General features: G+C 72.4%; 12 protein-coding genes. 9 read left to right on the top strand and 3 right to left on the bottom strand.

Features of this window, described 5'->3' with window-relative positions:
- The first annotated feature begins 231 nt into the window (after window positions 1-231).
- From AB0J36_RS33275 to AB0J36_RS33265, 3 genes are all read left to right on the top strand, one after another.
- Window positions 232-1,155 carry a sigma-70 family RNA polymerase sigma factor gene (locus tag AB0J36_RS33275; RefSeq protein WP_357394774.1) on the top strand — a complete coding sequence of 308 codons (924 nt, stop codon included), beginning with the start codon at window positions 232-234 and terminating at the stop codon, window positions 1,153-1,155.
- A gap of 114 nt (window positions 1,156-1,269) precedes the next feature.
- Entirely contained in the window at window positions 1,270-2,154 is an 885-nt protein-coding gene (locus AB0J36_RS33270; RefSeq protein WP_357117535.1) for an alpha/beta hydrolase, read from the top strand.
- Between the two features lie 112 nt (window positions 2,155-2,266).
- On the top strand, window positions 2,267-2,719 hold the full coding sequence (locus AB0J36_RS33265; protein WP_355049857.1) for a DUF5709 domain-containing protein: 453 nt from the start codon (window positions 2,267-2,269) through the stop codon (window positions 2,717-2,719).
- A 62-nt stretch (window positions 2,720-2,781) separates the two neighbouring features.
- Here the strand turns inward: AB0J36_RS33265 and AB0J36_RS33260 are convergent, their stop codons facing one another.
- Complete coding sequence (locus AB0J36_RS33260; protein WP_357117531.1) at window positions 2,782-4,380, bottom strand: DHA2 family efflux MFS transporter permease subunit; 1,599 nt, start codon at window positions 4,378-4,380, stop codon at window positions 2,782-2,784.
- Between the two features lie 314 nt (window positions 4,381-4,694).
- Here AB0J36_RS33260 and AB0J36_RS33255 point away from each other — a divergent pair, with 314 nt between their 5' ends.
- Both AB0J36_RS33255 and AB0J36_RS33250 read left to right on the top strand, forming a co-directional pair.
- Window positions 4,695-5,528, top strand: coding sequence for a helix-turn-helix transcriptional regulator (locus AB0J36_RS33255; RefSeq protein WP_357169464.1), 834 nt, complete (start codon window positions 4,695-4,697; stop codon window positions 5,526-5,528).
- Window positions 5,529-5,642: 114 nt separating this feature from the next.
- The gene (locus tag AB0J36_RS33250) at window positions 5,643-7,247 is read left to right on the top strand and encodes a ricin-type beta-trefoil lectin domain protein (protein WP_357169461.1); all 1,605 of its coding nucleotides are present in this window, start codon (window positions 5,643-5,645) and stop codon (window positions 7,245-7,247) included.
- A gap of 49 nt (window positions 7,248-7,296) precedes the next feature.
- Here AB0J36_RS33250 and AB0J36_RS33245 read toward each other — a convergent pair whose 3' ends face one another.
- Window positions 7,297-9,828 carry an FtsX-like permease family protein gene (locus AB0J36_RS33245; protein ID WP_363661549.1) on the bottom strand — a complete coding sequence of 844 codons (2,532 nt, stop codon included), beginning with the start codon at window positions 9,826-9,828 and terminating at the stop codon, window positions 7,297-7,299.
- The gene (locus tag AB0J36_RS33240; protein WP_363661548.1) at window positions 9,825-10,583 is read right to left on the bottom strand and encodes an ABC transporter ATP-binding protein; all 759 of its coding nucleotides are present in this window, start codon (window positions 10,581-10,583) and stop codon (window positions 9,825-9,827) included. Before AB0J36_RS33240 ends, AB0J36_RS33245 begins: the two co-directional genes overlap by 4 nt.
- A gap of 148 nt (window positions 10,584-10,731) precedes the next feature.
- Here AB0J36_RS33240 and AB0J36_RS33235 point away from each other — a divergent pair, with 148 nt between their 5' ends.
- From AB0J36_RS33235 to sthA, 4 genes are all read left to right on the top strand, one after another.
- Window positions 10,732-11,934, top strand: a complete 1,203-nt coding sequence (locus AB0J36_RS33235) for a histidine kinase (RefSeq protein ID WP_363661547.1) — start codon at window positions 10,732-10,734, stop codon at window positions 11,932-11,934.
- Window positions 11,931-12,569 (top strand): response regulator transcription factor, encoded by a 639-nt coding sequence (locus tag AB0J36_RS33230; RefSeq protein WP_357117511.1) that lies wholly within the window; start codon window positions 11,931-11,933, stop codon window positions 12,567-12,569. Before AB0J36_RS33235 ends, AB0J36_RS33230 begins: the two co-directional genes overlap by 4 nt.
- Before the next feature lie 116 nt (window positions 12,570-12,685).
- A complete protein-coding gene (locus AB0J36_RS33225) occupies window positions 12,686-13,708 on the top strand; it encodes a fibronectin type III domain-containing protein (RefSeq protein WP_363661546.1) in 1,023 nt (340 codons plus the stop codon).
- Between the two features lie 53 nt (window positions 13,709-13,761).
- A complete protein-coding gene (gene sthA / locus AB0J36_RS33220) occupies window positions 13,762-15,165 on the top strand; it encodes a Si-specific NAD(P)(+) transhydrogenase (protein WP_363661545.1) in 1,404 nt (467 codons plus the stop codon).
- Window positions 15,166-15,223: the final 58 nt, after the last annotated feature.

The raw sequence follows: 15,223 nt of genomic DNA, 5'->3' as shown, positions 1-15,223 counted from the left end.
TCGAGGCGGTAGGTGGTGCCGGTGCTCGGTGGTGGCGTGGTGGGATCGCCACCGACGGTGTCGCCCCAGGCGTAGCGCAGCCGGTCGGCGCCGGACTTCTCCGCAGATCGGCGACCCCGGAACACCCGTGGCCGCCGGCCGCCGACAACGGCCGCACCGTCCTCGCGCCGGTCCGCCGTACGCTTGAAGAGCAGACGTGTTCAGAACAGGTGTTTCGGGGAGGAACCGGGCATGACGCTGGGTGACGCCGAACTGGTGACGCTCGCGCAGGCGGGCGACGCGGGCGCGCTCGGCGTGCTGCTGACCCGCCACGAGGCGGGCATGCGGGCGGTCGCGATGAGCCTGCTCGGCTACGGACCGGATGCCGAGGACGCCGTGCAGGACGCGATGGTGACGGCGCTGCGGCGCGTCGGCGAGATCCGTGACTCGGCAGCCGTCGGGCCGTGGCTGCGCACGGTCGTCCGCAACAACGCCCGGATGACACTGCGCGCGCCGCGTCCGACGCCGGTCGCCGATCCGGAGTGGTTCGCCCACCCCGCCACCGATCCCACCCCGGAGGAGTCCCTGGACTCCGGCGCGCTGCGCGACTGGGTGTGGCACGCCATCGGCGAGTTGTCCGAGCCCGACCGCCTGGTCACCATGCTGCGCTACTTCAGCGACGCCTCCTCGTACGACCAGATCGCGGCCGTGTGCGGTGTGCCGGTCGGCACCGTCCGCAGCCGCCTCAGCCACGCCCGGCGGGCCCTCGCCGGCGGCCTGCGCGCGGCGGCGACCTCGGCCCACGCCGACGTCCGCGCGGCCGGCGACGCGCGGTGGCGCGAGGGCGTCGACATGATCGCCACGGCGATGCGGGGCGACTTCGACCAGGTGGTCCACGACACCTGGTGGCCGGAGGCTCAGATGATCGTTCCCGGTGGGCCACGCGGCGGGCCCGAGCTGGCGCTGCGTGGCATGACCAGCGACCTGAACGCCGGGGTACGACAACGGCTGCGCAGCGTCGTGGCCAGCGGCGACGTGCTCATCTGGGAGACCGACCTGATCAGCCCGACGGACAACCCGGACCACTGCCCGCCGGCGGCGCTGTGGTTGCAGGTGCTGCGCGAGGGGCGGGTACGTCAGCTCACGCTGTTCCACCCCGTTCCGGCGCGGCTCTGAGAAAACGTTTCCCGCCGAGCGAACTTTCCCGACGACCCGCGCATCTGGTCGGTGTCCAGCCACCAGTTGCCGTCGCGGCACACGCCGCACGGGTCACGAATCGGGAGACAGTTCATGGGTTCCACCCACCACGACACCGGCGCGCTCGCGCCCGGCGCCCACTCGTTCACCGTCGACGGGGTGCGGCAGGTCTACCACGTCGCCGGCACCGGCCCGGTCTGTGTGGCGCACTCGGGCGGCCCCGGCATCGAGTGGTCCTACCTGCGGACGCCGAGCCTCGAAGAGCACTACACGATGGTGTACGTCGAGCCGGTCGGCACCGGCGCGTCGGGACGACTCGACAGTGCCGACGACTACCGGATGGACACCTATGTCCGTTTCCTGGACGCGGTCGTCGCGCACCTCGGGGAGCCCCGGGTGTACCTGCTCGGGCACTCGTACGGCGGTTTCGTCATCCAGCGCTACGCCCTGGAGCACCCGGACCGGGTGGCCGGGCTCATCCTGTACGACACCTCACCGCTCACCGGCGCCGACTTCTGGGCCGAGGCGATGACCAACCTCGCCGCCTACCCGCAGCGGCACCCGGACCGGCCGGAGGCGGCGGAGATCCCGGCCGCTCTCCAACGGGCCCTCAGCGCCACCGACGACGAGACGCTGAGCGCCGGTCTGGGCGCCGCGCTACCGGTCTACTTCGCGGACTTCTGGGCTCGGCAGGCCGAGTTCGCCCCGTTGCAGGCGGGTCTGCGGGCCTGGGCGGCGCCGGCCGGCGCGCAGGACCCGGTTCCCTTCGACGTACGCGACCGGCTCGGTGAGATCACCGCTCCGGCCGTGGTGGTCGTCGGGGCGCACGACTTCATCTGCGGCCCGCGCTACGCCGAGGAACTGCACGCCGGCCTGAAGGACTCGCGGCTGATCGTCCTGGAGCAAAGTGGGCATTTCGGTCACATCGAGCAGCCGGAGGAGTTCACCGCGGCCGTGGTGGAGCTGCTGAAGCGGTGATTGCCGCCGCCTCCCGAGGCCGGTTCGTCACAGCGGGCAGGCCTCGGGGGCCGGCCGTGTTGCACGGTCATAGGCTTGGCACTTCGCTGCGCCGTGACGAAGGAGAGATGCCGTGAGCCAGACGGATTCCGTCGACGAGTGGAACGTGGCCGAGGACGACGGGGTGCTGGACGCCTCCGACACCCTCGACGACGACCGGGTCGGCGACCCCCTCGACACCGGCATCGTCGCCGCGGACCACTGGACGGCGGCGAACCGGTTCGGCACCACCCCCGCCGAGGAGCGGGCGGGCGAGTCGTTGGATCAGTACCTCGCCCAGGAGGAGCCGGACGTCGACCCGTACGCCGAGGGTGGCGACGACGAGGACGAGCTGACCCGCCGGGGGTACGAGACCGAGGCGCGCGCGGGCCGTCTCGTCGAGTACGACGAGGGCGTCCGCGAGGACGACGAGGCCGACTCGGTGGCGTGGGACGCCGGGATCGACGCGGGTGGCGCGAGCGCCGAGGAGGCTGCGGTGCACGTGGTCGACGACCCGAACGGGCCGGGCGACGGTCCGCTGCGCTGACACCCCGCACACACCGCCGCGCTCGACACCGCAACGGGCGTCGAGCGCGGCGGGCGCGTCGGTCAGTGGATGACGACCGGCGTCTTCGGCAGGTCGGTCTGCTCGTCACCGAGCGGCTGCGCGGGCGTACGTCGGCGCGGCAGCAGGGCGGCCGGGATGAAGGTGGCCAGCACGAGCGCGAACCCCACCCAGAACGTGTGGGCGAACGACTTCGCGGCGAAGTCGAGACCGCGCTCGATGATCGAGGCGAGGGTCGAGGGGTCCACCGGCACCTGCGCGAGCACCTCCGGTCGTTGCTGGGAGGCGATGGCCAGCCCGGCCTCGGTGACCGGCTTGCCGCTGCTCTCGTCGACCAGGCCGGGGATCGGCCGGGAGCCGTTCAGCTCGTTGGTGAGGATCACCGACATCACGGCGGCGCCGACCGAGCCGCCGATCTGCTGCAGGATGTTGACGAGCGTCGAGCCGCGCGCGACCTCCTGCGCCTGCAACGTGCGCAGCGCCGACGTCATGATGGGCATCATCGTGCCGCCCATGCCCAGGCCCATCACGAACAGCGACCCACCGAGCAGCCAGTACGACGTCTGCGGGTCGACCTGGGTGAAGCCGAAGAACCCGACGACGATCAGGGCGAGCGCGAACGGGACGGTACGGCCGATGGGTACCCGGTCGGCGAGCGTTCCGGCGATCGGCATGGTGATCATCGCGCCGATGCCCTGCGGGGCCATCAGCAGGCCGGCGGCCAGCGTGGACTCACCGCGCACCTGCAGGAAGTAGCTCGGGAAGAGCAGGCCGGCGCCCATGAACGCGATGATGAACACGAACAGCGTGCCCGCCGCGATGGTGAGGTTGCGGTTGCGGAACAGCCGCAGGTCGAGCAGCGGGTGCCGGGGCTTGAAGGAGTAGAGCACGAAGGCCACCACCAGCGCGCCGCCGACCAGCATCGGGGCCCACACCTTGGTCGCGCTGAACGTGCCCGCCTCCGGCAGCGACGAGACGCCGTACAGGAAGAGCGCGAGACCCGGGGAGAGCATCAGCATGCCGAGGAAGTCGAAGGACTCCGACGGCTCGGGGGCGTCCTTCGGGAGCGCCATCTGCGCGTAGATCAGGGCGATGACACCGATCGGCAGGTTGATCAGGAAGATCCAGTGCCAGCTCGCCGTGTCGATCAGCCAGCCACCGAGGATCGGGCCACCGATCGGGCCGAGGAGCATCGGGATGCCGAGGACGGCCATCAACCGGCCGATCCGGTGCGGCCCGGCCGCCCGCGTCATGATCGTCATGCCGAGCGGCATGAGCATGCCGCCGCCGAGGCCCTGCAGGACGCGGAAGCCGATCAACTGGCCGATCGAGTCGGCGGTGGCGCAGAGCCCCGACCCGATCGTGAACAGGGCGAGCGCCACCATGTAGAGCCGCTTCGTACCGAACCGGTCGGCCGCCCACCCGCTGAGCGGGATCACCGTGGCCAGGGCCAGCGTGTAGCCCGTCATCGTCCAGGCCACCCGGGCGTAGGAGGCGTCGAACTCGGTCTGGAACGTGGGCAGCGCGACGCTGACCACCGTCACGTCGAGGATCGACATGATCGCGCCAAGGACGACGACACCCGCCACCTTGAGCACCGCGGCGTCGAGCTTGTCCGATGTCGCGACGGATTGCTGTGTCACTAACTCTCCTGAGGTCGGTTGATCCGGACCGATGGTGGGCGGTGGCGGCGATCGCCGCGCCGACCAGGCGCGGGACGCGACGTGCCGGGGCGACGACGCGCGGAGGCAGACTAACCGGGGACTGTGACGCTCTGCCGCCGGATTTCGTGACGGTCGTGTGGCGTAAACCGATCAGCCGTCCGATTGCAGCCAATCGGCGGAGTGGCCCGCAGCGTCGAGCAGCAAGCGCACGGCGCGGAACATCCCGCGCCGGCCCGTCTGTTGCACCCACCGTGCCGGTCCACCAGCCGGCGCCCACCCCGATCGGAGTCACCGTGAACCGCGCCCACCTCGCCAGCTTCCTGCGCAGCCGACGCGAGGCGCTGCGCCCCGAGGACGTGGGGTTGCCGCGCGGCCCGCGCCGACGCACCGGTGGGCTGCGGCGCGAGGAAGTCGCCGCGTTGAGCGGTATGTCCACTGACTACTACACGCGGTTGGAGCAGCAGCGCGGGCCGCACCCCTCCGAGCAGATGCTCGCCGCCCTGGCCCGCGGCCTACGCCTGTCCCTGGCCGAACGGGACCACCTGTTCCAGCTCGCCGGGCACGCCGTGCCCCACCGCGCGGTACGCGCCGACCACGTCAACCCCGGGATGACACGCATCCTCGATCGGCTGCACGACACCCCGGCCCTGGTGGTGAACCACCTCGGCGAGACCCTGGCGCAGACCGCGCCGGCCGTCGCCCTACTCGGCGACGAGACCCGGCACACCGGTCTGGCGCGTAGCGCGCACCACCGCTGGTTCACCGACCCAACGGCGCGGGAGCGGCATCCGGCGCAGGATCACCCGGTGCTGAGCCGACTGTTCGTGGCGCACCTGCACGCGGCGTACACCCGTGATGGCGGTGGCTCTCGAGCCGCGGCGATCGTCGACGATCTGCTGGCCACGAGCGGGGAATTCGCGCAGCTGTGGCGGGAGCATCCGGTGCCGGGCGGTCCCTGCCCACCGAAGCGCCTCCTGCACCCGGAGGTCGGCGCGTTGGAGTTGCACTGCCAGACGCTGGTGGATCCGGACCAGTCCCAGACCCTGCTGGTCCTCACGGCCGCGCCCGGCTCGGAGAGCGACGACAGGTTGCGCCTCCTCTCCGTCGTCGGCGGTCCGCTCGGCTGAGGGTCGACGCCGGTGGCGGCGGGCAATTGTGGTGAAGGCATTGATATCGATGCCTGCGACTGTAATGATTAACACACTTTACAGTTGTTTCCGCCGCCCCGGAAGGACCCCGCCATGGCGCGACGAACGGTTGGGCACCCGCCCCGCCGCACCAGGTTGGCCGCCGCGTTCGCCGCGGCCCTGCTCGCCGTACCGACCGGCCTGATCGTCGGCGTCTCCCCCGCGGCCGCCGCCGCCACGGGCGCCATCACCGGGTACGGCGGCAAATGCGTCGACGTGGCGGCCGCCAACCCGGCCAACTCCACCCCGGTGCAGCTCTACGCCTGTAACGGCTCGACGGCGCAGCAGTGGACCGTGGCCGACGACGGCACGATCAGAGCCCTGGGCAAGTGCCTCGACATCGCGGCCGCCAGCACCGCCAACGGTGCTCGCGTGCAGATCTACGACTGCAACGGCACCGGGGCGCAGCAGTGGTCGTCCAGCGCGGGGCAGCTGGTCAACCCGGCCTCGGGCAAGTGCCTCGACGCCACCGGCACCAGCTCCGCCGACGGCACGCCGCTACAGATCTGGAGCTGCACCGGCACCGCCAACCAACTCTGGACGCTGCCCACCGGCGGCACCACCCCACCGCCGTCGAGCGGCTTCACCCACCCCGGAGTGCTGGTCAGCAGGGGTCAGCTCGACTTCGTACGGGGGCGGGTGCAGGCGGGCGCACAGCCCTGGGCGGCGGCCTACAACCAGATGATGTCCAGCCGGTACGCCTCGCTGTCCCGCACCCCGGCGCCCCGCGCGGTCGTCGAGTGCGGCTCCTACTCCAACCCCAACAACGGCTGCACCGAAGAGCGCGAGGACGCGATCGCCGCGTACACCGACGCACTCGCCTGGTACCTCACCGGCGACTCCCGGTACGCCCAGAAGGCGATCCAGATCATGGACGCCTGGTCGGCGACGATCACCTCCCACACCGGCAGCAACGCGCCCCTGCAGACCGGTTGGGCGGCCTCGACCTGGCCCCGGGCCGCCGAGATCATCAAGTACACGTACAGCAGCTGGCCCAACGCCAACCGGTTCGCCACCATGCTGCGCACCGTCTACCTGCCGGTGGTCCGCAACGGCTCGAACAGCAACGGCAACTGGGAACTGACCATGATGGAGGCCGCCATCGGGATCGCCGTGCACCTGGACGACCGGACGGCCTACGACGCGGCGGTGACCCGCTTCCTCAACCGTGCCCGCGCGTTCATCTACCTGCCCAGTGACGGCGCGCTCCCGTACACCGTGCCCGGCAGCGGCCTGGACACCAGCGGCGAGATCATCGGCTACTGGCAGGGCCAGTCCACCTTCGTCGCCGGCCTCGCGCAGGAGACCTGCCGGGACTTCGTCCACACCGGATACGGCATCTCCGCCATCTCGCACGTCGCGGAGACCTCCCGCATCCAGCAGCGTGACCTGTATCCGCAGGTCGGTGAGCGGCTGCGGCAGGCCCTCGGCTTCCACTCGCGCTACCAACTCGGCGAGGCGGCGCCCTCCTGGCTGTGCGGCGGCACCCTCACCCGGGGCCTCGGCCCGATCACCGAGGTCGGTTTCAACGCGATGAGCAACCGGCTGGGCAACGTCATGACCAACACGCAGACCCTCACGCTGCAACAGCGTCCCGCCGGCAGCAACAACCTCTTCGTCGCCTGGGAGACGCTGACCCACGCCAGCAACCCCAACTGACCGCGCGGCGGGCCGGCGCCCACCGGATGGCGCCGGCCCGCCCCCGCACCTATCCCTCGACGCCCAGCGCCGCCACCGGGCTCACCCGCGAGGCCCGCCGCGCCGGCAGCACCCCGGCCAACGCGGTCAGCGCGACGAGCGCCACGAAGAGCCCGACCAGGGGCAGCACCGGCAACGTCAGCGGCGCGTTGAGCCCCAGCGCCCGCACCGCCAACCAGGCGTACGGGACGCCGAGCAGCAGACCGAAGGTCGCCCCGATCACCCCGTAGAGGCCGGACTCGACGGTCAGCATCGTGCGCAACCCGGCCCGGGACAGGCCGACGGCGCGCAGCAGCCCGGACTCGCGTACCCGCTCCACGACCGACAGGGCGGTCGTCGACCCCACCCCGACCACGGCGATCAGCACGGTGAGACTGACCAGGCCGGCGGTGATCCAGACCAGGGCGCTCAGCACCGCGTCGTTGCGGTCCCGATCGTCGGCGAGCACGCCGATGTGCAGCCCGGGGGCGTCCCCGACCGCCTGCCGCAGCGCCCGCACCCCGGCGGTACGGCCGTCCTCGCCCGCGCGGGCGGCGTCGGCCAGCAGACCGGTGTACGCCGTCGGCCCGCCGATCCGGTCCAGGTCGGCACGGTCGGCGAGGATGCCCGCGTACAGGGGGCCACGGTCGGGCAGGACCGCCGCCACCCGCACGTCGACCGTCGACGCGGCGCGGCCGAGGGTGACCGTGTCGCCGGCCCGCAGCCCGGTGACGCTGGCGACCTCCTGGCCGAGCACGATCCGGCCGGGTCCCCGGTCGGCGAGGCTGCCCTGCGCCACGGGCAGGTCGGCGAGGGTCGGCAACGCCGACAGGTCCAGGTCGGTCGTCGAGTACCCGGCCTCGACGTCACCGATGCGCGCACCGCCCCGCAAGAGCGCGACGTCGTGGAGCATCCGGTACGGCACGACCCGGGTCAGCGACGCGCTGGCGGCCCGCGCCCGCGCCAGGACGGCGACCGGCAGGGCCGTACCCTCGGCGGAGGCCACCTCGAAGTCGGCCGGCGCGGAGAGGGCCATGTCGCGATCGGCGACCACCCGCATGGACGCGCCACCGATGACCACGCCGGAGATCAGCGTCACGCCGAGCGCCACCACCACGGAGACGGCCGCGGCGCGCCGCGGCGTTCCACCGATCCCGCCGACCGCCAGCCGTCCGAGGGCGCCGAGCTGGCGCAGCGGCCAGCCCACGACCGCCAGCACCGGACGCACCAGCAGCGGCCCGAGGGCCACCAGGGCGAAGAACGCCAACGCGCCCGAGGCGACCAGCAGGAACAGACCGAGCGTCGGGTCGTACGACTCCGCGCCCGGCGTCGGCATGCGGCGCACCGCCGCGACGCCGGCCAGCAACGCGCCGAGGGCCAGCAGCGCCCCGGACACCAGGCGACCCGCTCCGATGCCCCGCCGGCCGGCGGTGACGCTGGCCGCGCGCAACGCCTCCAGCGGCGAGACCCGAGCGGCGGAGAACGCCGGGGCGAGGACCGCCAGCACGGTGATCACGACCGCCCCGACCACCACCGCGACCGCCGCCGTCAGCGGCAGCCCCGGCGACGACACCTCCGTGCCGAAGGCGCGCAGGACCGGCGGAAGCGCCTGCCCGACGGTCAGTGCGGCGGCCACCCCGACGACACCGGCGACCAACCCGGTCAGGGCACCCTCGGCGGTGAGCGCGCCCACCAACGCCCCCCGGCCCGCGCCGACCGCCCGCAGCAGCGCGAGGTGCTGCATCCGCTGGGCGAAGACGATGCGGAACGTGGAGGTGACCACCAGCGCCGCGGCGGCCACCGCGATCCCGACGAACATCCCGACCAGCGCGAACAGCCTGCCGACCTGCTCGGCCGCCGCGTCGGCCTCGGCGTCGCGTACCTCGGCGCCCGAGCGGACCGGCTGCTCGGCGGGGACCGCCGCGGCCAGGCGCTGGTGGACCGCCTGCGTCGCGCCCGGGGCCGCCCGCAGGTCGATCCGCTCCACGAAGGTCAGGTGACCCCACGCGGCCACGACGTCGTCGGGCGCGTAGGCGTTGGCGCCGTCGTCGACGGGGGTATCGACCACTCCCGTGACGGTGAGCGGCGACTCGGCCGTGCGGTCGCCGCCCGTCCCGGTGGTCACCGTGCCGACCGTCAGCCCCAGCCGCTCGACGGTACGCGGACTCACCGCGATCTCGCCGGGCTGGTCGGGATAGCTGCCCTGGACCAGGCGGACCGTGGCCAGCGGGCCCCGGCCCGGATCCGCCTGGAGGTTGACGTATCCCCCGCCGACCGAGACACCGATGGTCACCCGGCCCACCGCCTCGACGACGCCGGGCACGGCGCGGACGTCCCGCAACGCCGTCAGGGCGGGCGGCCGCTCGGGGTCACCGACCACCAGGTCGGTGGCCGCCGGTGTGCCGCTGAGGGTGTCCCGGGCGGTCCGTTCGGTGATGTCCCGCGCCAGCACGGTGCCGAAGACCACGAACGACGCGACGAGGATCGCGAGGCCGGTGAGAATCAGCCGGCCCGGCCGTCGGGCCGCGGCGATCACCTGGGTACGCAGCACGGTCGCCCTCATGCGGCCACCGCCAGGGCGCGCAGCGCGTCGGTGATCGAGCCCTGGTCCGGCTCGTGGATCTCGCCGGCGATCCGACCGTCGGCCAGCAGCACCACCCGGTCGGCGTACGCGGCGGCGATCGGGTCGTGGGTGACCATGACCACCGTCTGGCCCAGGTCGCGTACCGAGTCGCGCAGGATGGCGAGCACCTCCGCCCCGGAGCGGGAGTCGAGGTTGCCCGTCGGCTCGTCGGCGAAGACGACCTCGGGCCGCGACACCAGCGCCCGGGCCAGCGCCACCCGCTGCTGCTGGCCGCCCGAGAGCTCGCTGGGCCGGTGCCCGAGCCGCTGGCCGAGACCCAGCACGTCGACGAGGTGCGCGAACAGGTCACGGTCGGCGTCCCGGCCGGCGAGGTCCAGCGGCAGGGTGATGTTCTGCGCGGCGGTGAGCTGCGGCAGCAGGTTGAACGACTGGAACACGAAGCCGATCCGGTCGCGGCGGGCCCGGGTCAGCGTACGGTCGGACCGACCGGTCAGCTCCGTGCCGCCCAGCAGGACCCGCCCGGACGTGGGGGTGTCCAGCCCGGCCAGGCAGTGCATCAGCGTCGACTTGCCGGACCCGGACGAGCCCATGATCGCGGTGAACCCGGCCCGGCCGAAGGCGACCGAGACGTTGTCCAGGGCGCGGACGGCGGTGTCGCCGCTGCCGTACACCTTGACGAGGTCGACGGCCGCGACGGCCGCCTGCCCGGTCTGCGGTGGGGCGTGGGTTGCCATGGATTCCTCCAGTGGTTGCGATGTGACCGCCGGAAGCCTCGCCCGCGCCGGGCGGCGGCCGCATCGGTCCCCGGTCGGGGAACGCGGCCGAGGGGTCTGTCTTTCGGCCGATCTGGACCGGCCCTCCGCGTGGCTACGCTGGGTCACGATGAATGCGCCGATCTCCTCCACCTGGTGGGTACGCCTGGGTCAGCTCGCCGGTCTGACGGCGCTGGCCCTGCTCTGTGCCTTCGACCTGCGGTACGGCCTCGCCAGCGGGATGGGGGTGGTCGAAGCGCTGCGGGCCCTGCTCCAGGTGGGGTTGGCGGCGGCGACGGCGGTGGTCTGGCTGCCCGTGCACCGAACGGAATCCCGGGCGCTGCCGATCGCGGCGCTCGCGCTCGGTGTCGTCTCACTCACCGTCACCGCGGGCCTTCTGCTGCTCGGCAGGATCGCGGCCTATCTGCTGGGTGGCACCTGGGGGCTGGCCGAGTCCGCCGGGATGATCGCGGTGGTGTTCGTGGTGACCCGCTTTGGCGCGGCCCGGTTCGCCCCCTGGGCGGCGGTGGTCGCCGCGCTCGCCGCCGCCGCGCTTCCGCTGCGCGCCGGCGCCGACCTGGTCTACGTGATCTTCGGGCTGCTCCAGGCGCTCGGCGCGGTCGGCGCCGCCGCCGCCGGGATCTACCTGCGCGTCGTCGCCAGCGGCCGGGAGCGGGCCATCGCGCTGGTCCGCGCCGAGCAGCGCGCCGAGTTCGCCCGCGACCTGCACGACTTCATCGCCCATCACGTGACCGGCATCGTGGTGCAGGCGCAGGGCGCCCGGTTCGTCGCGGAACAGGACCCGCAACGGGTGATCGTCGCCCTGGAGCAGATCGAGCGGGCCGGTGCCGAGACGATGGCCTCGATGCGGCGGATGGTCGGCGTGCTGCGCAATCCGCACGCCCCGCCGGACGCGCCGCTGGCCCCGCTGGCCGGTGTGGCCGATCTCGCGCCGCTGCTGGAGGGCCACAACGGCACGACCAACGCGCCGGCCCGACTGTACGTCGACGGTCCGCTCGACGGGCTGCCGGTGGAGGTCTCCACCTCGGCGTACCGGGTGGTGATGGAGGGGCTGACCAACGCCCGCCAACACGCGTCGGACGCCCGGTCGGTGGCGGTGTCCGTGCGCCGTACGCCGGACTGGCTGCTGGTCCGGGTCGCCAACGACGGCGCGGGCCCGCGCACGACGCCGGCCCGGGGGCACGGCTTCGGCCTGGTCGGTCTCACCGAGCGGGTACGCGCCCTGGACGGCACGGTCACCGCCGGACCGGGCGTCTCCGGCGGCTGGGTGCTCGACGCCGCGTTTCCCCTGCGCCCGGCGGTGACCCGATGATCCGGGTGCTGATCGCCGACGACCAGGCGATGGTCCGCACCGGCTTCGGCATGATCATCGGAGCGCAGCCGGACATGGCGGTGGTCGGTGAGGCCGCCGACGGGATCGCGGCCGTCGAGATGACCCGTCGGCTCCGTCCGGACGTGGTGCTGCTGGACATCCGGATGCCCCGCCTCGACGGCCTGGAGGCGCTCCGGCTGCTCGCCGGGCCGGGCGTCAAGGACCCGGTGCGGGTGGTCGTGGTGACGACCTTCGACCTCGACGAGTACGTGCACACCGCGCTGTCCCACGGCGCGTGCGGCTTCCTGCTCAAGGACTCCGGGCCAACGCTGCTCGTCGAGGCGGTCCGCGCCGCCGTCTCCGGTGACGCGCTGATCAGCCCGTCCATCACCGTACGGCTGCTGGAGCACCTCAGCTCGCCCACCGCGCCGCGCGACGACGCGGGCCTGTCCCCACGGGAACTCGACGTCGTGAAGCTCGTCGCCCGGGGCCTGACCAACGCCGAGATCGCCGGCCAACTCTTCATCGCCGTCGGCACGGTCAAGACACACCTGGCCAGCGTTCAGGCGAAGCTGCCGGCCCGCAACCGCGTCGAGATCGCCGCCTGGGCCTGGGAACGCCGCCTGGTCAGCTAGGGCCTCTTTCATAAGAACTGGCCCTAGACGGGGCATCCTCACGCCGCCCACTGCCCTAAAATCGACGGCAGTGAATCGCCGGCCCGCTGCGGACAACCGGAGGCGAGGGATTCATCGTGCACCCCATCCGAACACGGCCCCGATCACGGGCCACCACCCTGGCCGTCGCCGCGTTGGCGGCCGCAGCGGTCGCGCTGGGCCCGAGTCCGGCGTACGCCGCCGACGACACCGAGCGCCCCACCGCCCCCGGCCCGATCACGGTCACCGCCATCGACACCACCTCGGTGGAGCTGACCTGGACCGCGTCGACCGACAACGTGGGCGTGGTCGGCTACGCGGTCTCGGCGCTGTTCGAGGACACCGGCCGGGCGTACTCGACCGACACCACCACCATCCGCCTCACCGACCTGCGCCCGTCCCGGACGTACACCCTCAGCGTCGCGGGGCTGGACGCGGCGGGCAACCGGTCGGTGTCTAACCCGACGCTGCGGTTGACCATGCCACCGGGTGACACCCAACCGCCGAGCACGCCGGGCCAGCCGGTCGCGTACGACGTCGCGGCGACCCTGGTGTGGCTGCGCTGGACCCCGTCGACCGACAACGTCGTGCTCGACCGGTACGAGGTGTACCGGGTCGACGCCAGCGGTCAACTGACCCTGGTCAGGGAGTTGTACCAGTTCCCGCCGAGTCCCACCATGACCCAGGTCAGCGGGTTGACGCCGAACACGACGTACACCTTCGTGGTGCGCGCCCGCGACGAGGCGGGCAACTGGTCGGCGCTGTCGTCGCCGGTCACCGTGACCACCCTGCCGCCCCCGCCGAGCTGCGCGGTCCGCACGGTCGCCCGGCAGGGGCCGGACGGCTTCGTGGCGTACCTCGCCGTCGAGAACACCGGCACGACGGCGGTGAACGGCTGGACGATGACCTGGCGGTTCTGGGCCAGCCAGCAGGTACGGGCCCTCTGGGGCGCGCAGGTCGTCGACCGGCCGAACAACAGCTATCTGCGGGTCCGCAACACCAGCCACAACGCGGTGATCAGGCCGGGCGGCACGGTGTCGCTGGGCATCGTCGCCACCGGCACCCAACTGCCGGAGGAGGTCACGCTCAACGGCGGCGTCTGCGTGGTGGCAGACGAGTAACGCTCACGTCCGGGGTCTGGTGTCGGCGGCGACATCTTGCGACGCTAACGCTCGTGTATGACTACGACCTGTTGGTGCTGGGCTCCGGACCCAGCGGTCAGAAGGCCGCGATCGCCGCCGCCAAACTCGGCCGGCGGGTTGCCATCGTGGACCGCCGCGACATGCTCGGTGGGGTGTGCATCAACACCGGCACCGTCCCGTCCAAGACGCTGCGCGAGGCGGTGCTCTACCTGACCGGCCTGAGCCAGCGCGACCTGTACGGCAGCAGCTACCGGGTCAAGGAGGAGATCACGGTCAGCGACCTGGCCGCCCGCACCCAGCACGTCATCACCCGGCAGACCGACGTCATCCGCAACCAACTCGCCCGCAACCGGGTCGCGATGATCACCGGTACCGGCCGCTTCGCGGATGCCCACGCCATCTGGGTCGACGCGGGCTCCGGGCGCGAGTCGAAGGTGACCTTCGACAAGGCCGTCATCGCGGCCGGCACCCGCCCGGCCCGCCCGGACAGCGTCGACTTCGACGAGCGGACCATCGTGGACTCCGATGGCGTCATCAACCTCCAGGCCGTACCGCGCAGCATGGTCGTGGTCGGCGCCGGCGTGATCGGCATGGAGTACGCGTCGATGTTCGCCGCCCTCGGCACCAAGGTGACAGTCGTCGAACGCCGCGAGCAGATGCTCGACTTCTGCGACGAGGAGATCGTCGAGTCGCTCAAGTACCACCTGCGGGATCTGTCGGTGGCGTTCCGCTTCGGCGAGGAGGTCGCCGCGGTGGAGAAGCACCAGACGGCGGCGCTGTGCATCCTCAAGAGCGGCAAAAAGATCGTCGCGGACACCGTCATGTACTCGGCGGGTCGGCAGGGCCAGACCGACGACCTGGCGTTGGAGGCGGCCGGGCTGACGGCCGACCGACGCGGCCGGATCGCCGTCGACGCCAACTACCGCACGTCGGTCGAGCACATCTACGCGGTGGGTGACGTGATCGGCTTCCCGGCGCTGGCCTCCACCTCCATGGAGCAGGGCCGGCTGGCCGCCCAGCACGCCTGCGGCGAACCGATCCGGGAGATGCACGGCCTGCAACCCATCGGCATCTACACCATCCCGGAGATCAGTTTCGTCGGCCAGACCGAGGCCGAGCTGACCGACGCGTCGACGCCGTTCGAGGTGGGCGTCGCCCGCTACCGGGAGCTGGCCCGGGGCCAGATCGTCGGCGACTCGTACGGGATGTTGAAGCTGCTCGTCTCCCCCGAGGATGGCCGCCTGCTCGGAGTGCACGTGTTCGGCACCGCCGCCACCGAGATCGTCCACATCGGTCAGGCGGTGATGGGCTGCGGCGGCACGATCGACTATCTGATCGACGCGGTGTTCAACTACCCGACCCTGGCCGAGGCGTACAAGGTGGCCGCGTTGGACGCGTCCAACAAAATCCGCAACATAACCCGAATAGACGGCTAACCCCCACCCCACCCCCACCCCAGGCCCCCACCCCACCCCACCACCCCCAGGCCCCCAC

The organism is Micromonospora sp. NPDC049662, assembly GCF_040675055.1.
Classification (GTDB): Bacteria; Actinomycetota; Actinomycetes; order Mycobacteriales; family Micromonosporaceae; genus Micromonospora.
Note: the sequence above shows the minus strand (reverse complement) of the source record. Positions and strands in the feature narration are given on the sequence as shown.